The sequence below is a fragment of the Rhodopila sp. genome (assembly GCF_965277825.1).
Taxonomy (GTDB): domain Bacteria; phylum Pseudomonadota; class Alphaproteobacteria; order Acetobacterales; family Acetobacteraceae; genus Rhodopila.
The window spans coordinates 4,889,915-4,914,415 of record NZ_OZ255846.1 but is presented as its reverse complement, the minus strand read 5'-3'; the positions used below and the strand labels follow the sequence as shown (position 1 = coordinate 4,914,415).

Here is a 24,501-nt window from a genome sequence, read left to right as displayed (position 1 = left end):
AAGCTTTGCCCTGATGAATGCGCCATTCGATCCGTCGTTGCTGACGGCCCAGAAGTTTGCTGTCGGCCAACCGGTATCGCGCAAGGAAGATCCGGTGCTGTTGCGCGGCGAGGGCCGATACGCCGATGATCTGAACCGGCCGGACCAGCTTTTCGCGGTGATGGTGCGCAGCCGTTTGGCGCACGGGATCATCCGCGGCATCGATGCCACGGCGGCCCGCGAATTGCCGGGCGTGCGCGCGGTGATCCTCGCCGAGGACCTCGACGCGGCCGGTGTGCGCGACATGCCGGCGGCGGCGGCGAAGAATCGCGATGGTTCGCCGACACCGCGCCCGGCACAACGACCGCTTGCCACCGGCCGGGTACGCTATGTCGGAGAGCCGATCGCGATGGTGGTGGCGGAAACCAGCAAGTTGGCGAAGGACGCGGCGGAAACGGTGTTTGCCGACATCGACCCGTTGCCCGCAGTGACGACAGCGGCAGAGGCGGCCGCGGCCGGAGCACCGTTGGTGCATGACGATGCGCCAGGAAATGTATGTTTGGATTTTCATTTCGGTGACATTGAGAAGGTAACCGCCGCATTCGCCGAGGCAGCCCATGTCACGCGACTGTCGCTGCGCAACAATCGGGTGGTGGTGTGTCCGATGGAACCGCGATCGGCAATCGCGGAATACCACGCCGAACAGGATCGCCTGGTTCTACGCCTGGGATGCCAGGGGGTGTTCGGACAGCGCGCGCTGCTAAGCGGCATCATGGGCGTGCCGGTCGAAAAACTGCACATCCTGACCGGCAACGTAGGCGGGTCGTTCGGGATGAAGGCCTCGGCTTATCCCGAGTATGTCTGCTTGCTGCATGCGGCGCATTCGCTGGGTCGGCCGGTCAAATGGACCGATGAACGGTCCGAAAGCTTCATGTCCGACAGCCATGGGCGAGACCATGAAATGGTGGCTGAGTTGGCACTGGATGCGAGCGGGAAGTTCCTCGCGGTCCGGGTAACCGGCCACGGCAACCTCGGCGCCTGGCTGAGCAACGCGACGAAGATTCCGCCAACCATGAACGCGGTCAAGAACATCGTCGGTGTCTATGCCACGCCGCTGATCCAGGTAACCACCAAGTGCATGTTCACCAATACGACGCCGGTGGGCGCTTATCGCGGCGCGGGGCGGCCGGAGGGCAACTACTACATGGAGCGGCTGGTCGAAACCGCGGCACGCGAACTGCGGATCGATCGGCTGGAGTTACGACGGCGTAACCACATCCGGCCGGAGCAAATGCCCTACAAGGCACCGTCGGGAATGGTCTACGACGGTGGCGAATTTCCAGCGATCATGGAACGCGCGCTGCTTGCCGCGGATTGGGACGGCTACGCGGACCGCCAGGCTGAATCTCGGGCGCGCGGCAGGACCCGCGGCCGCGGCATCGGCCATTACCTGGAGGTCACAGCGGACGCGGGGAACGAGATGGGCGGCATCCGCTTCGAGGACGACGGCAGCGTGACGATCGTCACCGGGACGCTCGACTACGGCCAGGGCCATGCCTCGCCGTTTGCCCAGGTGCTGGCCGCCCAGCTCGGCGTTCCGTTCGAAAGGATCAAGTTGCTGCAAGGCGATTCAGATCAACTTGTGGCTGGCGGGGGAACCGGCGGTTCGCGTTCGATCATGCAGAGCGGCGGGGCCATCGTCGCGGCGAGCGAGTTGGTGATCGAACGCGGCCGGCAGGCGGCGGCGCATTTTCTGGAGGCGGCGGTCGCCGATATCGAATTTTCCCGCGGGGAATTTTCTCGCGGGCGATTCAGCATCGTCGGCACGGATCGGAGCATCGGGATCATGGACCTTGCGGAACGGCTGCGGCGGGAGGTCGGGTTGCCGGATGAGATTCCGCGGACGCTGGATATCAGTCACGTCTTCAAGGGGGTGCCGTCGGCGTTCCCGAACGGGTGCCATATCGCCGAGATCGAGCTGGATCCCGATACCGGCGTGGTGGAGGTTGTCGGCTACGCGACGGTCAACGACTTCGGCGTGCTGGTCAATCCGATGCTGGTGGAAGGTCAGGCGCATGGCGGCATTGCACAGGGGATCGGTCAGGCGTTGATGGAGAGGGTCGCCTACGACGACGACGGTCAGTTGATCACCGGATCCTACATGGACTACGCGCTGCCCCGAGCGAACGATTTTCCCGGCCTTGGCTTCGAGAGCCATCCGGTTCCGGCGCGCACCAATCGGTTGGGGGTCAAGGGGTGCGGTGAGGCTGGATGTGCCGGGTCCTTGCCGGCGGTGATGAACGCGGTTGTCGATGCCTTGGCGGAATTCGGCATCAGCCATATCGACATGCCGGCGACACCGCACGCCGTATGGCAGGCCATTCAGGCGGCACGGCCATGATCGAGGCAACGGAATTGATCAGCGTGCTGGCGTCACCCGACGGCACCCGGCTCCGGCTGCGGGTTCGTGACCAGGATGGCCGGACGGTCTCGTTCACGTTTCCGGCGTGTTGGCTGAACAGCATGCGGAACGCGCTGCCTCGGTCATCGGACGCCGATCGGGTGCACCCGCTTGATAGCTGGAGCATGGATCGCTCGGGTCAGGACCTGGTGCTGACACTGCGCACCCCGGACGGGCAGGCAGTTTCATTTGCAATGAAGCCGTGGCAGGTCGAGGGGATGGCGACGATCGCCACGTATGGAGGTTCGGGGCGGACCTTGGGCACGACGGTTCATTGATGCCATGGGTTGTGAATTCGATCGACAGCGTGTGCACCTGGAACCCGAGCGTTTGGATCGCTATGTCCGCGAGATACAGATAACGGAGCACCCGATGTCGATCACCGAGCAGAGCCGTCCCGCCACCACGGACAAATCGAGGCAGGCGCGCATGCTGATCGATGGCGCCTGGGTGGACAGCGCCTCGGGTGCGACGCTGACGGTGGAGAACCCGGGCCGCCGCACTCCGATCGCCTCGATTCCGCGTGGCGCCAAGGAAGATGTCGATCGCGCGGTGCGCTCCGCTGACAAGGCGTTCGCTGGGTGGAGCAAGGTTCCGCCCCGCCAGCGCGGACGCTTGCTGGGACGCATTGCCGAGGCGATGGAGGCGCGGATCGAGGAGATCGCGCGCATCATCGCCGAGGAGACCGGTAACGCGCTGCGCACCCAGGCGCGGGCGGAGGCCACGCTATCGGCGGATATCTTCCGCTATTTCAGCGGCCTGGGCGGTGAGTTGAAAGGCGAAACGATCCCGCTTGGTGAACACGTGCTTAGCTACACCAGGCGCGAGCCGCTTGGCGTTGTGGGCGCCATCATCCCATGGAACGCGCCGGTGCTGCTGGGCGCGCTGAAGATCGCCCCGGCGCTTTGCGCGGGCAACACGCTGGTGCTGAAGGCCGCCGAGGACGCGCCTCTGGGTGTTCTGCTGATGGCCGAAATCTGCCAGGAGTTCCTGCCGCCTGGAGTGTTGAACGTATTGACCGGTCTAGGCGAGGAATGCGGCGGTCCGCTGGCGCAGAATCCGACCATCGGGAAACTTTCGTTCACCCGGTCCACCGAGGTCGGCAAGATCATCATGTATGCGGCGGCCGAACGGATCGTTCCGGTCTCGCTGGAACTTGGCGGCAAGAGTCCGTCGATCGTGTATCCCGATGCGGACGAAGACTGGGTGGTGGACGGGGTGATCGCCGGCATGCGCTTTACCCGGCAAAGCCAGTCCTGCACCGCAGGATCGCGACTGTTCCTGCATCAGGACATCTTTGACAGTTTCCTGGATAAGCTGACCGCGAAGACCCAGGCGTTAAGAATGGGCGATCCGCTGGACGAGGCCACTGATATCGGCGCCATCATCAACGAGAAGCAATTCCGCAAGGTGTGCGGCTACGTCGACGAAGGTCTGCAACGCAAGGACGCCAGGCTGGTATTTGGCGGCCTGCCGCCGAAGGACGGTCCTCTCAGCGCGGGCTACTTCGCGCTTCCCACGGTGTTCGCCGATACCTCCAACGACTGGCGCCTGGCGCGGGAGGAAATCTTCGGCCCGGTGCTGGTGGCGATCCCGTGGAAGCAGGAGGACGACGCGATCCGTATGGCGAACGACAGCCATTATGGTCTCGCCGCCTATGTCTGGACGCACGAGATCGGCAGCGCGCTGCGTGCCGCGCATGCGATCGAATCCGGTTGGGTGCAGGTCAACCAAGGGATGGGGCAGCAGCCCGGGCATTCCTATGGTGGTTACAAGCAAAGTGGCATCGGCCGCGAGTTCTCGCTGGAGGGGATGCTGGACAGCTTCACCCAGCGCAAGAATGTGACAGTGAACATGAACGTGCCGAGAAGAACGTAGCAGACGGGGATAGCAGAAATGGCCGGCCCTGGCGGCCCGCGCCGGCTACGCTTCCAGGTCGGCATCCCAATACAGGAAGTCGAGCCAGGTGCGATGCAGGTTCTCCCGCGAGACGTGCCACTTCGCAGCCTCATCGATCTGGTGTGGGGTCGGTTCGGACGGGGCGCAGCGCAGGCGCAGGCCGGTTTGTTTCAACGAGCGGCTGCCCTTGAACAGATTATCCGCTTGGCAGCAGGTCACGACGTTGTTCCAGGTCGTGATCCCGCCCTTCGAGCGCGGCACGATGTGATCGAAAGTGAGGTCCTTGGCCGGCAGGGTGTCACCGCAGTACTGACAACTGAAGCGGTCGCGCAAGAACACGTGGTAACGGGTGAACGCCACCTTGCGGCGCTTGTGGAAGCGCTTCAGCGCTACCACCGATGGGATCGGGAACGACTGGCGCGTCGAATGCACCTCGACATCGTAGTTGATCACCGGGTTGACGCGTTCCTGCAGCACCGCGACGAGGGCATCCTGCCAGGACCAGACCGATAACGGGCCCCAACTGAGAGGCTGCATGTCGGCGTTGAGGACCAGGGTCTGAAGATTGCGGATGTGGCTCACAAAAACCCCCCGGCGCGGCAAATGCGGTGTTTCAGGCCAGGGAATGGCGCCGGGTTCAGCACCAGATCGGGAAACTGCGGTACGCCAGACGGCAATAGCGACTCCCTTGCAGGCGGAGCGCAATACAGGTGGGTTCAGCTATCGAATGCTGCGCCGCCGGAAACCTAATGGTTTTATGACAGAGCGCCAAGCGCGCCGCAACCCGAGATGCCAACGATGTGGCCGACTTCATTGTTTCGTCATGAAAATTCTTTCTGCAGGGCAAGCGCACCGAGCGAAATTCCGTTGTCGTCGATGCCGTGACCGAGGCGCGGGATGTAGTGCGCGTCAACCGGCACGGCCGCCGCCGTCAGCGCGGCCTCGGCGTCTTGCGAGCGCGATACCGGTACGGCCTCATCGGCCTCGCCGTGCACCAGCAGGACGGGCGCACGGTTCGCCAACTCGGTAGCCAGGCTGTCCGGGGCGACCAGCGCGCCGGAGAATCCGAGGATGGCTCGGGGCGCCGCTGGGCGGCGCAGTCCGGTGAACAGCGACATCATCGCCCCTTGGCTGAAGCCCATGATCGCGTAGGCATCGGGCGGCAGGTCAAGCCGGGCCAGTTCGGCGTCGATGAAGCCATGCAGATAAGGCGCGGCGGTGCGAACCCCGGCTTCGACAACATCGGGCGAGCGGTCGGCAACGCTCCACCATTGGCGGCCGAAGCCGGAATCGTGGGAGAACGGCGCGTGAACCGAGGCGAACAGGGTATCCGGGCAGGCGTGTTGCCAGGCCGGTGCCAGGTCGATCAGGTCGAACGCATCGGCGCCGAGACCGTGGCAGAGGATGACCAACTGCCGCGGTTTGGCCTTGGAGGCGGGTCCCCAGTGGATCGCTTCGAGCGTGGGCATGATGCTGTCTCCCGGTTCATGGCAATAGAGGTAGCTTGTCCTGGATGATTGTCACACGCTTCGCGCCCAGCCCGACGGGCTATCTGCATCTGGGCCACGCGTTTTCGGCGTTCAATGCATGGCGGCGGGCGCGGGCGGCAGGCGGGCGGTTTCTGCTGCGGCTGGAGGACATCGATCCGGGCCGCTTCCGCCCCGAGTACGGTGCCGCGATCCAGCGGGACCTGGACTGGCTGGGACTGAACTGGGACGAGCCGATCCGGGTGCAGTCCCAGCACCTGAAGGAATACCAAACGGTGTTGGACGGGCTGGCGGAACGCGGACTAGTGTATTCGTGCTTCTGCACCCGAGCCGATATCGCACGCGAGATCGCGGCGTCAGCGGGGGCGCCGCATGGGCCAGATGGGGCGGCGCTGTATCCGGGCACTTGTCGGTCTCTGGCATCCTCGGAACGGGCGGAGCGAATTGCCGCCGGCGCGCGGTTTGCCTTGCGACTCGATATGCAGGCAGCGCTGCGGTCGGCGCCGTCGTATCGGGCGCTGTCGTATGACGAGGAAGGCGAAGGGTGCATCGCTTGTCGCCCCGAACGGTTCGGTGACGTGGTGCTGGCGCGCAAGGACGCGCCGGCCAGTTACCATCTGTGCGTCACGCATGATGACGCGGTGCAGGGCGTGACGCTGGTATCCCGGGGCGCCGACCTGAAGCCGGCAACCGATCTGCACCGGCTGTTGCAGGACCTTATGGGCTGGCCGCCGCCGCGCTATGCGCACCACCGCCTGCTCACCGATACGGCGGGCAGGCGGCTGGCAAAGCGAGACAAGGCGGTGACGCTGGATGCGCTGCGCGCCGAAGGGGTTTCGGCGCGCGCGATCATCGAGCAGTTCGAATGATTACCAGTAGCGCCAATGGTTATGTTCCCAATGGCGATGATGATAGTGATGATGGTTCCAGTAATAATCCACCTGGGTGACGGCGGGATGGGAGGATGCGAGGTGGATTTCGGTCACCGTGGGGGCGGCCGAGGCACCGGCCGCGGTCAGGGCGGTCAGGCCGCCGAGGGCCACGGCCGCGAGCAGCATTCTACGCATTGAGACGACTCCTTATCTTCAGCAGTCGTGAATCTAGTATCGGATTCGGACATAACCAAGACAATATCTGGGCACCATTGGGACAAGGGATTACATCCGTGACAGGTTCGCATGAACGGGCAACTGTCCTGATCAGGGCTCGTTGATCGGCCGGAGGGCCGTTATGTCGAGTCTGATCGTCCGCTCTGAAACGCCGTTCAACGCCGAAACGCCGCTTCAGCGGTTGCTCGCCGCCTTCACCACGCAGCAGCGCGACTTCTACGTTCGCAGCCATGGCTCGGTGCCGGTTCTGAGCGAGGAAACCTACCGCCTGGCGGTGCGGGGCCGGGTCGCCCGGCCGCTGGATCTATCGATGGATCAACTGCGCTCCGGATTTCCCCGGCGGGCGGTGATGGCGGTCATGCAGTGTGCGGGCAATCGACGCGCCGAGTTGCACGACGTGCGACCGGTGATGGGCGACCAGTGGTCAGCCGGAGCGATCGGTAACGCGGTCTGGGGTGGGGTTTCGCTGGCCGATGTGCTGCGTTCCGCGGGCGCTGAGACCGATGCGCGGCTGCATGTTGCCTTCGATGCCTGCGACAGCGTTGCGGAAGGTGGCCGCTTTGGTGTTTCGATCCCGATGGCCAAGGCGCTCTGTCCCGACGTGGTACTGGCCTTCGCGATGAATGACGAGGCGCTGGCGCCGGAGCATGGGTTTCCGTTGCGGGTTGTGGTGCCCGGGTTCGCCGGCGTGCGCAGCCCGAAATGGCTCGCCGCGATCACGGTTCAGGATGTCGCCTCGGACAATGCCATGCAGCAGACCGACTACAAGCTGCTGCCGCCGGCGATGACGCGCGACACGGTGGATTGGGCAAAGGGTATCACGATCAACGAAATGCCGCTGAATTCCGCCATTTGTACGCCGGCGGACGGGGCCGAGGTGAGCCCCGGGCCGGTGTCGGTGCGCGGCTATGCGATGGCCAGCGGGCGCGGGATCGAGCGGGTCGATGTCTCCGCCGATGGCGGCCGAAGCTGGATCCAGGCGGGGCTGCAGCGCCAGCCCGAGGCGCCATGGAGCTGGACGTTCTGGGCGGCGACGATGGATCTGCCGGCGGGAGAGCATGAACTCGTGGTGCGAGCTTGGGATTCGGCTGGGCAGACGCAGCCGGCTGCGGCGGAGGATGCGTGGAACTTCAAGGGATATTTGTGCGCGGCGTGGCACCGGGTGCGGGTCCGGGCCGGCTGAGCGCTTCCGGGTTGGCCGGCTTGCATTGTAGCATGGCCGGATGCAATTCGGAGGTGGCCGGGGATGAGCCCGACGGCGCTGATGCTTCGGTGGCTACCGATCGTCTTGGTCCTGGCATTTCCAGGCTGGGCGTTTCCGGCCTGGGCGCAGGACCGTGTCGTCAACATCTACAACTGGACCGACTACATCGATCCGTCGGTGCTGGCTGAGTTCACCGCAAAAACCGGGATCAAGACCCGCTACGACGTGTTCGATAGCCTGGAGACGTTGGAGGCGAAGTTGTTTGCCGGTCATTCCGGATACGATATTGTGCTGCCGAGCAATGAGCCGAGCTTTTCCAGGTTGATCCGGGCTGGGGCGTTGGCGACGATCGACCGGGATAAGGTTCCGAACTGGAAGAATTTGGACCCGGCGCTGATGCGGCGCGTCGAGTCGTCCGACCCGGGCAATCGGCACGGCGCGATCTACCTTTGGGGATCGATCGGGCTGGGGATCAATCCGGATCGAATCCGCGCACTGGCGCCGGACGCGCCTGTGGATTCGTGGTCGCTGCTGCTGGATCCGGCGTGGGCCAAACGGCTGGCTCCGTGCGGAATCATCATGATGGATTCGGCGATCGATGTGATCCCTTCAGTACTGCATTACCTTGGACGTAGCCCGGACGGTTCGTCACCGGACGATCTGGCTGCCGTGCTGAAGCTGCTGATGGCGATACGTCCGTATATACGTGAGTTCGCCAGCGGCGGCGCGCTGGAGGCGCTGGCCACCGGACAGGCGTGCCTGGTGCTGGATTACTCGGGTGATGTCGATCAGGCGGCGGCGCGGGCAAAACAGGCCGGCAATGGTGTCGACGTCGAGTATGTGGCTCCGAAAGAGGGGTCGGAGATCGGTTTCGACATGCTGGCGATCCCGGCCGATGCGCCGCACCCGGACGCGGCGCTGGCGTTCATCAACTTCGTGCTGCAGCCCGACATCATGGCGCGGATCACTGACGCGACGCGGTATCCGAATGCGATACCGGCGACGCGGGCCTTGGTGCGGCCGGCGTTGCTGGTCGATCCGAACGTGTTCCCAACGGAGGCGGTGCAGAAGCGGTTTTTCACCATCGGGCCGTCGGCGCCGAAGGCGGATCGGGCCCGCACCAGGCTGTGGGCGCGCTTCAAGGCCGGCAGCTAGAGGCTTGGTCGGTTCACCGCCGGCATGACCGACCTGCTGAGCGTCTCGGGGCTGACAATTCGCTATGGGACCGCGCTGGCACTGGACCGGTTGACCCTGAGCGTGGCGCGCGACGAGTTGTTCGTTTTGCTGGGCGGGTCCGGGTCGGGCAAGACGACCCTGCTGCGCGCCATTGCCGGGTTCGTCCGGCCGGCGTCGGGACGCATTCTGCTGGATGACGCCGATCTGTCGGGGTTGCCGCCGCATCGGCGGCCGGTGAACATGATGTTCCAGTCATACGCGCTGTTCCCGCATATGACGGTCGCCGCGAATATCGGATTTGGCCTGCGTCAGCGCGGTGTGTCCCGCGCGGACACCAGCCGCCGGGTCGAGGCGATGCTGGCACTGGTTCGCCTGGAGGGCTTCGGCGATCGCCGGCCGGATGCGTTGTCCGGCGGCCAGCAGCAGCGCGTGGCTCTGGCTCGCAGCCTTGCACCGAGTCCGCGGCTACTGCTGCTGGATGAACCGCTGTCGGCGCTCGATCAGGCGCTGCGTCGGGACACCAGGGCGGAACTGGTACGGCTGCGGCGTTCGCTGGGGATCAGTTTCGTTCTGGTAACGCACGACCAGGATGAGGCTTTGGGCGTGGCGGACCGCATCGGGGTTATGCGTGACGGCCACATGGCTCAGGTCGGCACCCCGGCGGAGCTTTATGAGTCGCCAGCGGATCGTTTTGTCGCGGGGTTTCTGGGGGCGGCGAACATCCTGCACTGCGTGGTGGATGGTTGTTCGATCGCCTTGCGATCACTGGGCGTCACAGTGCGCTCGGCTCGGCCGGGCGCGGCGGGGGCGGGGTTGCTGGCACTGCGAGCCGAAAGGCTGCGGATCGGGGAGCATGGGCTGGTCAATCAGGTTGATGGCGTGGTGACCGAGAGCGCCTATGCCGGCGATGCGCTCGCGGTTCTGGTCCGCCTGGCGGATGGATCGGTGCTGCGGGTAACCCGGTCGCTGACCGATGGTCTGGGAGCGGCTGTGGTGCAACCGGGTGCGAGGGTGCGGGTGGGTTGGCAGCCCGAGGCCTGCATGCTGCTGCCGGAATGACCGGGTCGCTGGCGCGGGGGCGTGCCTGGGTGCTGGCGCTGCCGGTGGCTTGGTTGATTGTGCTGCTTGGCGCTCCGCTGGGGATCGTTCTGCTGATCGCCTTCGCGGTGCCGGCGGATGGTGTGCCGCCTTACAGCCTGGGTTTCAGCCTGGACAATCTGCGGCTGGTGGCGAGCGATCCGATGTATCGCGATGCCTTGGCACGCAGCGTGCGCGTCGCCGGTATTTCCACCGCGATCTGCCTGGTGATCGGATTTCCCATGGCGCTGGCCATCGCTCGGGCCGCGCCGCGGCGGCAGAATGCGCTGTTGCTGGCGGTGATGCTGCCGTTCTGGACCGGCTTTCTGATGCGGATCAATGCCTGGATCGGGCTGCTGGCCGATGATGGCTGGATCGTGCGCCTGCTGGGGGTTTCGCATCTGCTGTATACCGATGCCGCGATGTATATCGGCATCGTCTATACATATCTGCCGTTCATGGTGCTGCCGGTGTACGCGCGGTTGTCGCGGCTGGACCCGACGCTGATGGAGGCGGCGGCGGATCTGGGTGCCGGGCCGTGGCGGGTGCTGCTGCGGGTGATCCTGCCGCTGTCGCTGCCGGGCATCGCGGCGGGGGCGGCCCTGGTGTTCGTTCCGGCGATCGGGGAATACGTGATCCCGGCACTGCTGGGCGGGCCTCAGGCGCAACTGGTCGGGATGGTGTTGTGGCAGGAATTCTTCGCCAACCGCGACTGGCCGACGGCTTCAGCGGTGGCGGTGGCCTTGCTGGTGGTGCTCGTTGTGGTTCCCGGCATCACGCTGCGAATTTTTGGCTGGGCGCGGCGGCGCGTCAGCGGCTGAGTTCGCGGGTCATCTCGTCGATGCCGTTCACCGTCAGCGGGTACATCCGGCCCTGCATCAGGTCGTTGACCATGCTGATCGAGCGGACGTGTCCCCAGCTTTGTCGGGGCGTCGGGTTCAGCCAGGCAGCGTGGCGATAGTGCGAGGACAGCCGATCCAGCCAGACGGTTCCGGCTTCTTCGTTGTAGTGCTCAACGGAACCGCCTTGCATGGTGATCTCGTAGGGGCTCATTGCGCCGTCGCCGACGATGATCAGCTTGTAGTCCGGGCCGTAGGTGCGCAGCACCTCCCAGGTGGGGATCACCTGTTCGAAGCGGCGGCGGTTGTTCTTCCAGACTTTCTCGTACGGGAAGTTATGGAAGTAATAGTATTCCAGGTGCTTGAACTCGGTCCTGGCGGCGGAGAACAGTTCCTCGGTCAGGCGCACATGATCGTCCATCGAACCGCCGATGTCGAGGAACAGCAGTACCTTCACGGTGTTGTGCCGCTCGGGCACCATCTTGAGATCCAGCGTGCCAGCGTTGTTGGCGGTGGATCGGATCGTATCGGGAATGTCCAGTTCGGTGGCAGCGCCTTGCCGGGCGAAACGCCGCAGCCGGCGGAGCGCGATCTTCATGCCGCGGGTGCCAAGTTCGACGCTATCGTCCAGATCCTTGTAGTCACGCCTGTCCCACACCTTGACCGCTCGGCGGTGGCGTGATTCGTCCTGGCCGATGCGTACGCCCTCGGGGTTGTAGCCGTAGGCGCCGAACGGCGAAGTTCCGGCGGTGCCGATCCATTTCGAGCCGCCCTGGTGCCGGCCCTTCTGTTCCGCCAGCAACTCCTTCAGCCGTTGCATGATCGCTTCGAAGCCGCCGAGCGCCTGGATCTTCGCCATTTCCTCCGGCGACAGCAGTTTCTCGGCCAGCTTGCGCAGCCATTCCTCGGGCAGGTCCTGGACCGCTATGCCTTCCGGCGGTTCAAGGCCCTTGAAGCAGTGGGCGAACACCCGGTCGAACCGGTCCAGGTGACGCTCGTCCTTCACCAGCGTGGCGCGCGCCAGGAAGTAGAAATCCTCGACGCTGTAATCCGCCACGCCCGCCTTCATCGCCGCCATCAGGGTCAGATACTCGGTGATCGAGGCCGGCAATCCAGCGGAGCGCAGGGCGAGGACCAGATGCGAGAACATTATCCGCCCCGGCGCGCCAGGAAGGCCAGGCGCTCGAACAGGTGCACGTCCTGCTCGTTCTTCAGCAGGGCGCCGTATAGCGGGGGAATGACCAACTGCTTCTCCTTGCTGCGCAGCGCCTCGGGTGGCAGGTCTTCGACCATCAGCAGCTTCAGCCAGTCGAGCAGTTCCGAGGTGGCAGGCTTTTTCTTCAGTCCGGGCACGTCGCGCACCTGGAAGAATACGTTGAGAGCCTCGCGGGTCAGATCCTTGCGGATGTCGGGGTAATGGGCTTGCACGATCCGTTCCATCGTCTCGCGGTCGGGAAAGCGGATGTAGTGGAAGAAGCAGCGGCGCAGGAAGGCGTCGGGCAGTTCCTTTTCGTTGTTCGAGGTGATGATCACCACCGGGCGGTGCCTTGCCACCACGGTCTTGCGGGTCTCGTAGACGAAGAACTGCATCCGATCGAGTTCAAGTAGCAGGTCGTTGGGGAATTCGATGTCGGCTTTGTCCACCTCGTCGATCAGCACGACGGTCTGGCGGTCGGCGTCGAACGCGTCCCACAATTTGCCGCGCACGATGTAGTTGCCGATGTCATGCACCCGGGGATCGCCAAGCTGGCCATCGCGCAGGCGGGACACGGCGTCATATTCGTAGAGGCCCTGCTGTGCCTTGGTGGTGGACTTGATGTGCCACTCGATCAGCGGATGTCCGAGCGCTTCGGCGACTTCATGGGCGAGGACGGTCTTGCCGGTGCCGGGTTCACCCTTCACGAGCAGCGGCCGTTGCAGGGTGACGGCGGCGTTGACCGCCACTTCCAAATCGCGCGTCGCGATGTATCGATCGGTGCTTTTGAACCCGGCCACGAGCAGTTTCCTATAGCGGTTTCCGGGATTGTCGGGGGAATGGTGGCGTTGGGCAAGCGGAGCATAGAGTGCCGGCCGCCATGGCGGGTTCGGGCCGCGCGTCGGTCGGCTACCGGATCGCGTCAATACCTTTGCGGCGGATGACGTTGAGCAGCACCAAGGCGGCGCCTGTCGGCCGCTTGGTGCCGCGCTCCAGTTGTGAGACGTATCCCGCCGTCAGGTTGAGATAGTGGGCAAACACGGCCTGGCTGAGATGCGCGCGCTCGCGCAGTGATCGGATTTCATCGCCTGTGAGTGGTTCGGCCCCAGTATCCGCTCGGTTGCCCAAGTGGCGCAATGTGGTCTTTTCATGCGCTGCCTGGTCGATGATACCGGCGCGGCGCATGTCGTTTGCGGTTTCCAGCAGCGCCTTTGCCAGGCGGCTAGGATGCGTCCTCTTGGTCATAGGTCACCTTCTGCAAAGTGGTCTCCCTGATGGCCTTTGCTATCCGCTGCGTATCTGCCTCCAACCACGCCGTGCCGATCTCTCGCAGGGTCTGCAACTCATCGGCGCCAATGTTTTCCCGCTCGCTTTTGGCGAAGCCGTAGAGAAACACCGCCCGATCACCACTGCGGTAAGCCAGCAACATGCGATAGCCGCCCGAGCGACCCTGGCCGGCGCGGGCCACGCGCTGCTTGATGATTCCGCCGCCGAGATCGGCGTCGATCAGGCCTCTTTCGGCACGCCCCACCGCTTCGGATCCTTGATCTGCTCCCGTCGCGCGAAACGTCCCAGCCATTTGGTTTAGTAGACTAGCACTGTACACCATATGCCACAGGACTATAGCACATAGGCGCATAGGGTGATAGCAGTTGGTGCTGCCGGGTGTCTGCTTTGGCGGCTTGTTTGTTGTATGATCCACAGGCCTCGGGTGTCTCGCCGAGCAGACCTTACTTAGGCTTGGCGCATTGCCAACCGCGGGTCATTGCCAACCGCGGCTCATTACGTGTTCAACAGTACATTCTCCGGCCGGGGCGGGATTTCGCCGCGTTCGACGCGCAGCACCTGGCGGGTCAGCATCTCGTGGGTCGGGGCCTGCATCCCGACCCTGGCGGCTTCGCTGGCGATGAAGCCATTCATGAACTCGATTTCGGTGCGGCGCCCCTTTTCCATGTCCTGCGCCATCGACGGGCGCTGGTAATCGCTGCGTTCGGCCTGGCCGGCGCCGCCTTCGGTCATTAGGCGCTCGATTTCAGCGTATGCGGCGGAGTCGCCCTGGGTCGCCTTGGCCAGCATTTCGACCGGCAGCGCCCCGACCTTGCCTAGCCGGTAGCCCAGCTTTTGCCCCACCAGGACCGACTCGCCGGCCAGTTGGATGCAGACGCGGCGGACCGCGGGGTGATTGTCGCGGGCATTGCCGCCCATTCCGGTCGCGGCAGAGACGCCATTGCGCATGCCGTTGACGCACAATTTGGTCCAGCGCTCCCCCCATAGGTTGTCGGTCGCCTTCGCGGCATCGACGCTCGACATGATCTCGGCGATGGCTTGCGAGCGATGGGTGATCTTGCCGCTGGGTTCGCCAATATAAAACGACGTGATATCGGCACGTTTGGCGTATCCGCGCCGAATGTGGCCGGGCTGGTAGAGATCGACGCCGACGCCGCCGGTGACGATGCAACCCAGCGTGCGGCCCCAGCCGATGACGCCGGCGACACGTTCCTCATTGATGCAATTTTGCATCGAAACCACGCAGCCCGAAGCCGACAGATACTGCCGGAACATCGTCGTCGCCCATACCGTGTCGTATGACTTGACGGACACGAAGGCGATGTCGATCGGCTTCTGCTTGGCGAGGTTCTGCACCTCGGTCAGGTGCATGGCGTTGACCTTGACGGTCATCCGTTCGGCCGGCGTCATGCCGTAGATTTCCAGGCCATGCGCCTGCATCTGCTCGACATGGTCCGGCCATGGATCGATCAGCGTCACGTCATGGCCCGCCGCAGTCATGTGAGCGCCGACATAGCCGCCGACTGCTCCGGCGCCAATCACCGCGATACGCTTGGACATGTCCTGGTGTTTCCTTTGACCTCGTTACAACCCGACCACAACCGTCAGGCGCGCATCTGCTTGCCGGTCTCCCGCATCAGGATCGCCGCGTGGGCGCCGGTTACCATCTGATGATAGGCCACGGCGCTGGGCGACATGTCGGCATCGGGTCGCTGTTCGGGCTCGAAATGGCCATGGCGATCCTCACCGCGCACCAAGGTGGCGTGGTCGTGCGATCCGGCGACCTGGCGCACCGTCGTCGGGATGTAACGGATGGCGAAGCCGATGCGGCGCAGAGCGGACGGATTGGGGTCCGATCCGTGGATCAGCCGGACGTGGTGTAATGACATCTCACCGGCAGCCAGCGGCAGCATCGCCGCCTCGCGCTCGTCGACTTCGACCATGACCTCTTGCCCGCGGCTGAGCAGGTTTTCAGGCCGGAAGGTATCCTGATGCGGCACCTGGTCCAGTTTGTGGGTGCCGGGAATGACACGCATCGCCCCGTTGGCTGGCGTGCTGTCGGACAGCGCCACCCAGGCGGTCACCACGTCGGCGGGATCGAGGCCCCAGTAGGTCGAATCCTGGTGCCACGACACGAACCCGGGGTGGCGCGGTTCCTTGATGAAGAACGAGCCGCCCCAGCACAGGATATTCGGACCGATCACGTCCTCGACCGCGTCCAGGATAGCGGGATGACGCACTAGGTCGTTCAGCCAGGTGAACAGCAGATGCGACTTGTGGCGCAGCGGGCCTGCCAGGGTGCCGGCGCCTGCCTCGAAGGCCTCCAGCTTGGCGCGCAGGGCGTCGGCCTCGGTGCGCGGCATGATCCGGATCGGGGCATAATAGCCTTGTTCCTGGTATTGGCGGATCGCCGCCTCGGTTAACGTCTTCACAATCGACCCTCCCGGCCCCGCGCTGGCGGTTGCCGCGAGCATGAGAAACGGATGCGATGAAAGTCAACCCGCCCGAACCCGAGCACGCTGCGCCCGACGCGATCATCATCATCTTCGGCGCGGCGGTGCGACCGGACGGGCGTCCGAGCCAGACGTTGCTGCACCGGGTCGAGGCCGCCGCCCGCTTCGGGGTGCGGTTCGCCCGGCCATTGTTCATTCCGACCGGGGCCAAGGGCCGCCACGGCGACGCCGAAGCGGTGGTAATGCGACGGGTGCTGACCGATGCCGGGTATCAGGCGGCGGATATCCGCGTGGAACTCACCGGCACCGACACTCTGTCGTCGGTTCGCGCCGTTGCCGCCATGGTGCGTGGAAACACGCCGGTCTTTGCCTGCACCAGCGCCTATCATCTGCCGCGATGCCTGCTGCTGCTGCGCCTTGCCGGGGTGCGGGCGCGTGGCTGTCCGCCGCCGCCGGTGCCGGCGGCGACAAGCCGCTGGCTGCGCTGGTATTGGCGCCTGCGCGAAACCCCGGCGCTGCCTTATGACGTGCTGCTGATGCTCTGGCTGCGCGTCACGGGGAAGCTTTAGCGGGTGCCATACTACCGCTCGTTCTCGTCGGCGTCGTTTTCCACCTCGATGTCGCCGCTGATGACGTCGGCGTCGTCCTCAAGGTCGTCGGCGGTTTCCAGCACGTCTTCTTCTTCGACGTCCTCGACGCCCTCGACTTCCACATCCACGTCCTCGGGCGCGGGAGCGGGCTTCTTCGGGCGCTTGTCCTCGACGACGTTGCCGCCGGTGCGGCGCGGGCGCGGCTGGTCGACCGGCTGTTCGGTGCCGCACTTGGGACAAACGGCGGGGGACTTGCTCAGATCGTAGAACCGCGTGCTACAGGCGACGCAGACCCGTTTGGTGCCGAGTTCGGGCTTGACCATAAGTATCTAGGGCCCTTCATGACAGCGTTGTTGCCCGCTTCATGGGCCAACGAACAAGAGCGGGCGCCCATGCCATCACGGCGGCGGCGTGTCAAATGCCTTGTCGGCGGCAGATGCGGTATCCGCTGCGCTCGAAAGCCGATATCAAGCCGCCTCGACACGACAGCCACCGCCCTGTCCCACCGCCCAACCAGTAACTGGACCCGAGTGATGGATGAAGCCGCTCCCCGCCCGCTGATCTCCGGCAGGCCTTCCGGGCCGTTGCACGGCCGGATCGCCGTCCCGGGCGACAAGTCGATCAGTCATCGCGCCCTGATGTTCGGCGCGTTGGCGGTTGGCGAGACCCGCATCACCGGCCTGCTCACCGGTGAGGACGTGTTGCGCACCGCCGCCGCGATGCGCGCCCTGGGCGCCGAGGTCAGCCGCGATCCGGACGGCGGCTGGCGAGTTGCCGGGCGTGGCATCGGCGGCCTGATCGAACCGGCCGATATCCTCAACATGGGCAATTCCGGTACTGCCGCACGGCTGCTCTGCGGCATCCTGGCCAGCCATCCCCTGTTCGCGGTGATGACCGGGGACGCCAGCCTGCGGCGACGTCCGATGCGCCGGGTGATCGATCCGCTGATCGCGACCGGCGCCCGCTTCAGCGCCCGCGAAGGCGGCCGCCTGCCATTGGCGATCGAAGGCGCTCGGGATGCCCTGCCGCTGGACTACCGGGTCCCGGTGGCCTCGGCCCAGGTCAAGTCGGCGGTGCTGCTTGCCGGGCTGAACGCGCCCGGCATCACTCGGGTGGATGAACCGCAGGCAACGCGTGATCATAGCGAGAACATGCTGCGCCATTTCGGCGCGGACGTGAATGTCGAGGTGGCCGGCGCCGGCCGCGTCATCGAACTGGCAGGGCAACCGGAACTGCGGGCCGCCGATGTGGTGGTGCCGGGCGATCCATCGTCGGCGGCATTCCCGCTGGTCGCCGCGCTGCTGGTCGCCGGCAGCAAGGTCACCATCCCGGCGATCGGCCTGAACCCGCTGCGCACCGGCCTGCTGGTCTGTCTGCGGGAAATGGGCGCCGACATCGTGGTGCGGAACAGTCGCACCGAGGGCGGCGAGCCAGTCGGCGACCTCGATATCACCGGCGGCACGCTGCGGGCGGCCGACATTCCGCCCGAACGAGCGCCCAGCATGATCGACGAATATCCGATCCTGGCGGTGGCCGCCGCCTGCGCTGCCGGCACCACCCGGTTGCGCGGATTGCAGGAACTGCGGGTCAAGGAGAGCGATCGGCTGACCGCCACCGCGGCGATGCTGAGCGTCAACGGCGCCAAGATCGAGGTCGTTGGAGACGACATGATCATTCACGGCACAGGCGTTCCACCGGCGGGCGGCGGGGTGGTCGAAACCCATATGGACCATCGTATCGCCATGTCCGCCCTGGTGCTGGGCCTGGTCGCGGCTTCCCCGGTGACCGCCGACGATGCGGGCTTCATCGACACCAGCTTTCCCGGTTTCGTCGCACTGATGAACGGTCTGGGCGGCTCGATCCGAACGGTGCCGGCGGCATGACGCCCGTCATCATCGCGATCGACGGCCCCGCCGGGGCGGGCAAAGGCACCCTGGCGCGCTGCCTGGCCGCGAGCCTTGGACTGCCGTATCTGGACACCGGCCTGCTGTATCGCGCTGTCGGGCGATTGGTGCTGGATGCGGGCGGTGACCCGACCGATCCGCTCGCGGCCGGGGCGGCGATGGTATCGTTACGACCAACGGACCTGGATCGTTCCGATCTGCGTGGCCCGCTTGCGGATGCCGCGGCGGCCGCGGTCGCGGCGATTCCCGGGGTCCGAACCGGCTTGCTCGCGTTCCAGCGGGAATTCGCCAGTCGGGACGGCGCCGTGCTCGATGGTCGCGATATCGGGACGGTGATTTTCCCTGACGCCATCGCAAAACTTTTTGTGACCGCCAGTCTGCGTGAGCGTGCGCGCCGGCGTTGGCTGGAACTGGGGACGCAAGGCCTGGATACCGATATCGCCACTGTCGAGGCGGACATGAAACAGCGCGACGACGGCGATTCTGCGCGTGCCGCCGCGCCGTTGCGGGAGGCGGACGACTGCTTTCGGCTCGATACCAGCGAAATGGATGCCGAGGCCGCATTCCAGTCGGCGCTGAGCTTCGTACGGAGCCGCCTTGCCGGGCGTCGCTGATTGGGGCTGTAGTGTCGAGGGTTCTTACGCGCGAGCGCTTCGCGGTGTTGCGACAAAAGTTTGTTTCAGCGGCCTGCTGAGCCGTTCGTCCACCGCCCGGCGTGGCGGATCCAGGAGGCATGACATCAGGTAATGGGTATGGCGTCCGACGAAGGTATGCGTTACATTTGCGTGATGTCCGCGAGGGAATGATGGCAGACTCCACCAGCAGGCTCTCCGCTACGTCGCCAGCGACCGGCGCACTCGACCACGTCATCGTGCGGCTGCGGCTGATCGGCCAGATGGAAGCCTGGACGGTGCGCAGCGAGAGCGTGCTGCCCGCCGGGCGCAAGACCCGGGCATTGTTGGCCAGCGTCGCGTTGGCCGCGCCACGGCCGGTGTTGCGCGGCCGTCTCGCGGAACAACTCTGGAGTCGCCGCCCGGAAGAGCAGGCTCGGGCGTCGCTGCGGCAGGAAATCCATCGGTTGCTCGATGCACTTTCGCCGGCCGAGGCCGACATTCTGATCATCACCCGGGATCATCTCACGTTGCGACCCGGCGCGGTCTGGATCGACGTCGAGGAGGTTATGAAAGCGACGACGGCCGAGCCGGCGCCGCTGGCACTGCTCGACGGCGACCTGCTGGAGGATCTGGACGGGATCGACCCTAATTTTGACGCCTGGCTGATTACGGAACGCGAACGCCTGCGCGACCGTGCCCGCGGCGTTGCCGAGACGATGCTGACCGACGACCTCGAGCCCGACGCCGCCATTGGAGCGGCGCAACGATTGCTGACGATCGACCGCTCGCACGAGGGCGCCTGGCGGTCGCTGATGAAAGCGCACGCGCAACGGGGCGAACGCGGCCTGGCGGTGCAGGCCTACGACCGTTGTCGGGCGGTGTTGGCGGACATGCTGGACGCCGCCCCCTCGGTCGAGACCCAAAAGCTGTTGAACGAAATCCGCGGCCCGTCACACAGTCGCCTGCCGTTGCGCCCGCCGCAGCCGGTGGAACCGGCCGCGCCGCCGACACAAGCAGCGGACGAAACCGACGCAGGTATGGCCACCGCGTCGGCGCCGACCTTCGCCGAGGCCCAGCCGAGCGCCCGCAAGCGGGAACCGGCGGCGGCTCGGGGTGGTGCCCATATCGGCGTGATGCCGTTCCGTCTGGTCGGCATTCCGGACGAGGACGCACATCTGGCGCCGGGCCTGGCGGATGAAATTACCAATGCGCTGTCGCGGTTCCGCTGGATGTTCATCGTGTCATCGAATTCTTTGGGCCGTTTCGCTGCCGAAAATCGCGATGAAGCGGCGATCCGGCGGGAATTCGGGTTGGATTTCCTGCTCGACGGGTCGGTGCAGCGCGCCGGCAACAAGATCCGCATCAGCTTGCGCTTGCTGGATCTGCGGGCGAACAACCAGATCGTCTGGGCGCGACGGTTCGATCGCGAGGCCAGCGACCTGCTGTCGCTGCAAGACGAGGTCGCCGCCGAGGTCGTCGCCCAGATCGATCCGGAAATCCTGCTGATCGAGGCCAAACGCAGCAAGGGCCGCAGTCAGATCGATGCCACCGCGTATGATCTGATGCTGCGCTCGATTGCGCTGATGGGCCGGATGGAGCACGAGCCGTTCATGCAGGCCGGGCAGCATCTGATCGACGCAATCGCGCTGGAACCGGATTATGCCGCCGCCTACGCCTGGTACGCCTACTGGCACATCTTCCTGGTCGGGCAGGACTGGGCGGACCATCCGATGGCGATGATGGAGAAGGCCGGGGAACTGGCCGAACGCGCCATCGTGCTGGACCCGTTCGACGCCCGTGGCCTGGCGATCAGCGGCCATGTCCGGGCGTTCCTGCACCGGCGGCTGCGCGAGGCGATGGTGTTGCACGAGCGGGCGCTGTCGCTGAATCCGAACCTGGCGATGGCCTGGGCGCTGTCGGCGGTCACCCACGCCTATGCCGGCGATCCGGAAGAGGCGGAGCGCCGCAACAACCGCTACAAGAGGCTGTCACCGCTGGACCCGCATGCGTTCTTCTTCGACGCATTCTTCGTGCTGATCCACATGATGAAGCGCGATTACGAGGCGGCGGTGGAAGCCGGCAGGACGGTCAGTCAGCTCAATCCGTCGTTCACCGCCACCTACAAGCCGTATCTCGCGGCGCTGGGCCACCTGCGTCGCGATCAGGAGGCTGCCACCGTCCGCCGCCGGCTGCTGACCCTGGAGCCCGACTTCACCATCGAGCGGTTCCTGCAAACCAATCCGATGGAAAGCGAGAGCGACAAGATGCACTACGCGGAGGGCCTGCGGCTGGGTGGTATCCGCGAACGCGACCCGCCGGTCGCCAACGCGCCCATCATTCTTCGGCCGGGATTGAGTTGAGGCATGTTGGCCCCGCCGATATCCGCGGCGCATGCATAATCCGACCGGACAAACAGAGAGCGCCACCATGCTGCCACCGCTGGTGGGTGGCAACGCAATGCAGGGTGTGGCTTGAGCTTCCGCCCGGCCGTCTGTAACGCCCCGCCGCCCGACAAACGTCAGCCGGATGCGGCGTACGGGGCCATGCCCGGAAGTGAATTCGGGGTCGGCCAGCGCGTTCCGGCGCCTGGTTGCATCCAGGGAAGGTTGAGCCGATGCCGATGACGCGACGGGGCGCGATCGGTCTTGCTGCCTCTGTCACTTCGATCCCGGCGGCAATCGCCGCCACCAGCGACACCGCGACGAACAAAACCGCGCACCTGTTTCCCGGTGAGGAAGTCATACATGTGAACGGGTATCCCTCGCTGATCCGCTTCCAGCCATCCTCCGGGGTCGGTCCGCTGGTGGTGTTCGTCCCGGGAACCTCCTTCCTGGCCCGCATTGCCTATGGCTATCCGGGTGGTCGAAGCACCGATTTCCTCAGCCATTGGCTGGTCGAGGCGGGGTTCCCGTTCCTCGGCACCTCTTACCCGCTGGACAACCCGGTCTATGCGGTGAGGTATCCGGCGTTCACCATTACCGATTGGGCGCAGCAGGTGGCCGGGGCGGCGCGTCGCACGATCGATGCGAACCGGCTGGGCAACAAGATCATCGTCGTCGGTTGGAGCATGGGCGGCAAGATCGTGGAGAAAGTGGCGCAAGCCGCGCGCACCGCGGGGCTCGATCTGACGCTGTTCGTTGCCCTGGATGCACTGCCGCCGGGCCTTAATCTGTTTCCCGGCAACGCTGAACAATTCAAGCTTGCACCGAACGGACTGGTGGACCAGTCGACGTCGCTGCTGCCGTGGTTCGACTCGATGGTTGAGTTACAGGGCAGGATCAACGGTCATCCGATCATGTCGGCGGCCGATCTGCGCCAGCTTTTCACCGGCAACCCGCCGCTCGACCTGCAAGGCGAAGCGGCCCGATACCGCGACGGCCGTATCGTCCAGGACGTGGCGGCGGCAATGCAGGACGGTGGCGGCACGGATTATGGCCAATATCCACCGATCGCACTGATCGTCAGTAATGGTGCCGCGGATTATCCGAACGTTCTGCTGTGCCGCGGCAATTGGGCGCTGTGTCTGGGCCAGGGTCTGTACCGCCGTCAGGTCTATCCGCATCGTGATCGCATCCCGGCGCTTGCCGCCCAACGGTGGGATGCTTTGCAGGCGATCTTCAACGGCGCGGTGCAGCGGTTGACCATCCAGGTTGCCGGCACGCATTTCCTGTTCCTCGGCGAGATCGGGGCGCGTGCCACCGCCGCGGCGATCGCCGCGCTGGCTCAGCGCTCGGCCGAGACCGAGAAGAATATCGCCAGCCTGATTGCCTAGGCCGCCCGGTTTCAGACGTTGGCTTTCAAGTGTTCGGCCAGGGTGAAGGGGGCCTCGGTCTTTTCGTGCAGTTCGGCCAGGGTCACGCCCGGTGCGATGTCGACGAGGACCAGCCCGTCGTCGAGACCCTTCGCGGTTACCTGGAACACCCCTAGATCGGTGATGACCAGATCGACCACCGCTGCCCCGGTCAGCGGCAGGTCGCAGCGCTTCAGCAGCTTGGGCTTGCCGCCGGCGGTGTGCTCCATCAGCACCACGACCCGGCGCACGCCGGCGACCAGGTCCATCGCGCCGCCCATCCCCTTGACCATCTTGCCCGGGATCATCCAGTTCGCGAGGTCGCCGTTCTCCGCCACCTGCAAGGCGCCCAGGATCGAGATATCGATGTGCCCGCCGCGCACCATCGCGAAGCTGGCGGCGCTGTCGAAGAAGCTGGTGGTCGGCAGTTCAGTCACGGTCTGCTTGCCGGCGTTGATCAGGTCGGGGTCCTCCTCGCCCTCGAACGGGAAGGCACCCATTCCCAGCATGCCGTTTTCCGAGTGCAACTGGATCGACATCCCGTCGGGAATGTGGTTGGCGACCAGGGTCGGAATGCCGATCCCCAGGTTTACGTAGAAACCATCCTCAAGTTGCTTGGCTGCTTGGGCGGCCATCTGATCACGGGTCCAGGGCATGCTTGCTTCCTCTGGTCTAGATGAGCTTGCGCGGGATAATCTAGACGCGCTTTCGCGGGATGTTCTAGGCGCGCTTGCGCACGGTGCGCTGCTCGATCCGTTTGTTGATCGTATCCAGTTTGACGATGCGATTGACGAAGATGCCGGGGGTAATGATGTGATCAGGGTCGATCTCGCCGGGCTCGACAAGATGCTCGACCTGCACCACCACCGCTTCACCGGCGGTGGCCATGATCGGGTTGAAATTCCGCGCGGTCTTTCGGTAGACCAGATTGCCTTCGGTATCGGCGGTCGCGGCATGGATGATGGACAGATCGGCACGCAATCCGCGCTCCTGCACATACATCCGTCCGTCGAATTCCTGCTGCGGCTTACCCTCGGCGATCTGCGTGCCGGCGCCGGTGGCGGTGAAGAACGCCGGGATGCCGGCGCCCCCGGCGCGGATGCGTTCGGCCAGGGTGCCTTGCGGATTGAACTCGATCTGCAGCTCCCCAGCGAGGAATTGCTTGGCGAAGGTGGCGTTTTCCCCGACGTAGGAACTGATCATCTTCTTGACCTGCCGGGTTTGCAGCAACAGACCGAGGCCGACATCGTCGATCCCGGCGTTGTTGGAGATGATGGTCAGGTCCTTGACGCCGCTGTCGCGGATCGCCTCGATCAGCGCCGAGGGGATGCCGCACAGCCCGAACCCGCCCGACATGATGGTCATGCCGTCGTGCAGCAGGCCGTCAAGGGCCGCTTTTGCATCAGGAAAGACCTTGTTTACCGCCATACACGCCCC

25 protein-coding genes are annotated in these 24,501 nt (G+C 65.1%); 13 read left to right on the top strand and 12 right to left on the bottom strand.

What is annotated here, in order from left to right; translation table 11 throughout:
- The first annotated feature begins 13 nt into the window (after window positions 1-13).
- The 3 genes from ACQY4T_RS23650 (at window position 14) to ACQY4T_RS23640 (ending at window position 4,318) form a co-directional block, all read left to right on the top strand.
- Window positions 14-2,380 (top strand): xanthine dehydrogenase family protein molybdopterin-binding subunit, encoded by a 2,367-nt coding sequence (locus ACQY4T_RS23650; protein ID WP_428535669.1) that lies wholly within the window; start codon window positions 14-16, stop codon window positions 2,378-2,380.
- On the top strand, window positions 2,377-2,718 hold the full coding sequence (locus tag ACQY4T_RS23645) for a hypothetical protein (RefSeq protein ID WP_428535667.1): 342 nt from the start codon (window positions 2,377-2,379) through the stop codon (window positions 2,716-2,718). Before ACQY4T_RS23650 ends, ACQY4T_RS23645 begins: the two co-directional genes overlap by 4 nt.
- 94 nt (window positions 2,719-2,812) lie before the next feature.
- Window positions 2,813-4,318 carry an aldehyde dehydrogenase family protein gene (locus tag ACQY4T_RS23640; RefSeq protein ID WP_428535665.1) on the top strand — a complete coding sequence of 502 codons (1,506 nt, stop codon included), beginning with the start codon at window positions 2,813-2,815 and terminating at the stop codon, window positions 4,316-4,318.
- Window positions 4,319-4,363: 45 nt separating this feature from the next.
- On the opposite strand, the gene ACQY4T_RS23635 is transcribed toward ACQY4T_RS23640, so the two are convergent.
- Window positions 4,364-4,921: an HNH endonuclease gene (locus tag ACQY4T_RS23635; RefSeq protein ID WP_428535663.1), complete on the bottom strand. Its 558-nt coding sequence runs from the start codon at window positions 4,919-4,921 to the stop codon at window positions 4,364-4,366.
- A gap of 239 nt (window positions 4,922-5,160) precedes the next feature.
- On the bottom strand, window positions 5,161-5,808 hold the full coding sequence (locus ACQY4T_RS23630; protein ID WP_428535661.1) for an alpha/beta hydrolase: 648 nt from the start codon (window positions 5,806-5,808) through the stop codon (window positions 5,161-5,163).
- A gap of 44 nt (window positions 5,809-5,852) precedes the next feature.
- On the opposite strand from ACQY4T_RS23630, the gene gluQRS reads away from it, so the two are divergent.
- Window positions 5,853-6,695 carry a tRNA glutamyl-Q(34) synthetase GluQRS gene (gene gluQRS / locus ACQY4T_RS23625; protein WP_428535659.1) on the top strand — a complete coding sequence of 281 codons (843 nt, stop codon included), beginning with the start codon at window positions 5,853-5,855 and terminating at the stop codon, window positions 6,693-6,695.
- Here the strand turns inward: gluQRS and ACQY4T_RS23620 are convergent, their stop codons facing one another.
- Window positions 6,696-6,893, bottom strand: a complete 198-nt coding sequence (locus tag ACQY4T_RS23620) for a hypothetical protein (RefSeq protein WP_428535657.1) — start codon at window positions 6,891-6,893, stop codon at window positions 6,696-6,698.
- A gap of 163 nt (window positions 6,894-7,056) precedes the next feature.
- On the opposite strand from ACQY4T_RS23620, the gene ACQY4T_RS23615 reads away from it, so the two are divergent.
- The 4 genes from ACQY4T_RS23615 to ACQY4T_RS23600 all read left to right on the top strand — a co-directional run bounded on the left by ACQY4T_RS23615 (window position 7,057) and on the right by ACQY4T_RS23600 (window position 11,213).
- Window positions 7,057-8,118 carry a molybdopterin-dependent oxidoreductase gene (locus ACQY4T_RS23615; protein ID WP_428535655.1) on the top strand — a complete coding sequence of 354 codons (1,062 nt, stop codon included), beginning with the start codon at window positions 7,057-7,059 and terminating at the stop codon, window positions 8,116-8,118.
- Between the two features lie 63 nt (window positions 8,119-8,181).
- Complete coding sequence (locus tag ACQY4T_RS23610) at window positions 8,182-9,294, top strand: extracellular solute-binding protein (protein ID WP_428535653.1); 1,113 nt, start codon at window positions 8,182-8,184, stop codon at window positions 9,292-9,294.
- Between the two features lie 24 nt (window positions 9,295-9,318).
- Entirely contained in the window at window positions 9,319-10,374 is a 1,056-nt protein-coding gene (locus ACQY4T_RS23605; protein WP_428535651.1) for an ABC transporter ATP-binding protein, read from the top strand.
- On the top strand, window positions 10,371-11,213 hold the full coding sequence (locus ACQY4T_RS23600) for an ABC transporter permease (protein WP_428535649.1): 843 nt from the start codon (window positions 10,371-10,373) through the stop codon (window positions 11,211-11,213). The genes ACQY4T_RS23605 and ACQY4T_RS23600 overlap by 4 nt, the downstream gene beginning before the upstream one ends.
- On the opposite strand, the gene ACQY4T_RS23595 is transcribed toward ACQY4T_RS23600, so the two are convergent.
- From ACQY4T_RS23595 to ACQY4T_RS23570, 6 genes are all read right to left on the bottom strand, one after another.
- Complete coding sequence (locus tag ACQY4T_RS23595; protein ID WP_428535647.1) at window positions 11,203-12,381, bottom strand: vWA domain-containing protein; 1,179 nt, start codon at window positions 12,379-12,381, stop codon at window positions 11,203-11,205. The genes ACQY4T_RS23600 and ACQY4T_RS23595 overlap by 11 nt on opposite strands.
- Complete coding sequence (locus ACQY4T_RS23590) at window positions 12,381-13,226, bottom strand: AAA family ATPase (protein WP_428535645.1); 846 nt, start codon at window positions 13,224-13,226, stop codon at window positions 12,381-12,383. The genes ACQY4T_RS23595 and ACQY4T_RS23590 overlap by 1 nt, the downstream gene beginning before the upstream one ends.
- A gap of 109 nt (window positions 13,227-13,335) precedes the next feature.
- Window positions 13,336-13,671 (bottom strand): helix-turn-helix domain-containing protein, encoded by a 336-nt coding sequence (locus tag ACQY4T_RS23585; protein ID WP_428535643.1) that lies wholly within the window; start codon window positions 13,669-13,671, stop codon window positions 13,336-13,338.
- A complete protein-coding gene (locus tag ACQY4T_RS23580; RefSeq protein ID WP_428535641.1) occupies window positions 13,649-13,957 on the bottom strand; it encodes a type II toxin-antitoxin system RelE/ParE family toxin in 309 nt (102 codons plus the stop codon). Before ACQY4T_RS23580 ends, ACQY4T_RS23585 begins: the two co-directional genes overlap by 23 nt.
- Window positions 13,958-14,208: 251 nt before the next feature.
- Complete coding sequence (locus ACQY4T_RS23575) at window positions 14,209-15,273, bottom strand: ketopantoate reductase family protein (RefSeq protein ID WP_428535639.1); 1,065 nt, start codon at window positions 15,271-15,273, stop codon at window positions 14,209-14,211.
- A 44-nt stretch (window positions 15,274-15,317) separates the two neighbouring features.
- Window positions 15,318-16,145 carry a phytanoyl-CoA dioxygenase family protein gene (locus ACQY4T_RS23570; protein ID WP_428535637.1) on the bottom strand — a complete coding sequence of 276 codons (828 nt, stop codon included), beginning with the start codon at window positions 16,143-16,145 and terminating at the stop codon, window positions 15,318-15,320.
- A 56-nt stretch (window positions 16,146-16,201) separates the two neighbouring features.
- Between ACQY4T_RS23570 and ACQY4T_RS23565 the strand changes: the two genes are divergently transcribed.
- A complete protein-coding gene (locus tag ACQY4T_RS23565) occupies window positions 16,202-16,735 on the top strand; it encodes a YdcF family protein (RefSeq protein WP_428535635.1) in 534 nt (177 codons plus the stop codon).
- An 11-nt stretch (window positions 16,736-16,746) separates the two neighbouring features.
- Here the strand turns inward: ACQY4T_RS23565 and ACQY4T_RS23560 are convergent, their stop codons facing one another.
- Window positions 16,747-17,079: a TIGR02300 family protein gene (locus tag ACQY4T_RS23560; RefSeq protein WP_428535633.1), complete on the bottom strand. Its 333-nt coding sequence runs from the start codon at window positions 17,077-17,079 to the stop codon at window positions 16,747-16,749.
- A gap of 210 nt (window positions 17,080-17,289) precedes the next feature.
- Here ACQY4T_RS23560 and aroA point away from each other — a divergent pair, with 210 nt between their 5' ends.
- The 4 genes from aroA (at window position 17,290) to ACQY4T_RS23540 (ending at window position 23,046) form a co-directional block, all read left to right on the top strand.
- Window positions 17,290-18,639, top strand: coding sequence for a 3-phosphoshikimate 1-carboxyvinyltransferase (gene aroA / locus ACQY4T_RS23555; protein ID WP_428535631.1), 1,350 nt, complete (start codon window positions 17,290-17,292; stop codon window positions 18,637-18,639).
- The gene (gene cmk, locus ACQY4T_RS23550) at window positions 18,636-19,274 is read left to right on the top strand and encodes a (d)CMP kinase (RefSeq protein ID WP_428535629.1); all 639 of its coding nucleotides are present in this window, start codon (window positions 18,636-18,638) and stop codon (window positions 19,272-19,274) included. The genes aroA and cmk overlap by 4 nt, the downstream gene beginning before the upstream one ends.
- 191 nt (window positions 19,275-19,465) lie before the next feature.
- Window positions 19,466-21,634, top strand: coding sequence for a BTAD domain-containing putative transcriptional regulator (locus ACQY4T_RS23545; protein WP_428535627.1), 2,169 nt, complete (start codon window positions 19,466-19,468; stop codon window positions 21,632-21,634).
- Between the two features lie 254 nt (window positions 21,635-21,888).
- The gene (locus ACQY4T_RS23540) at window positions 21,889-23,046 is read left to right on the top strand and encodes a hypothetical protein (protein WP_428535625.1); all 1,158 of its coding nucleotides are present in this window, start codon (window positions 21,889-21,891) and stop codon (window positions 23,044-23,046) included.
- A gap of 11 nt (window positions 23,047-23,057) precedes the next feature.
- Here the strand turns inward: ACQY4T_RS23540 and ACQY4T_RS23535 are convergent, their stop codons facing one another.
- Both ACQY4T_RS23535 and ACQY4T_RS23530 read right to left on the bottom strand, forming a co-directional pair.
- Window positions 23,058-23,720, bottom strand: coding sequence for a CoA transferase subunit B (locus ACQY4T_RS23535; RefSeq protein WP_428535623.1), 663 nt, complete (start codon window positions 23,718-23,720; stop codon window positions 23,058-23,060).
- 64 nt (window positions 23,721-23,784) lie between these two features.
- A complete protein-coding gene (locus ACQY4T_RS23530) occupies window positions 23,785-24,492 on the bottom strand; it encodes a CoA transferase subunit A (RefSeq protein ID WP_428535621.1) in 708 nt (235 codons plus the stop codon).
- Between the last annotated feature and the right edge of the window lie 9 nt (window positions 24,493-24,501).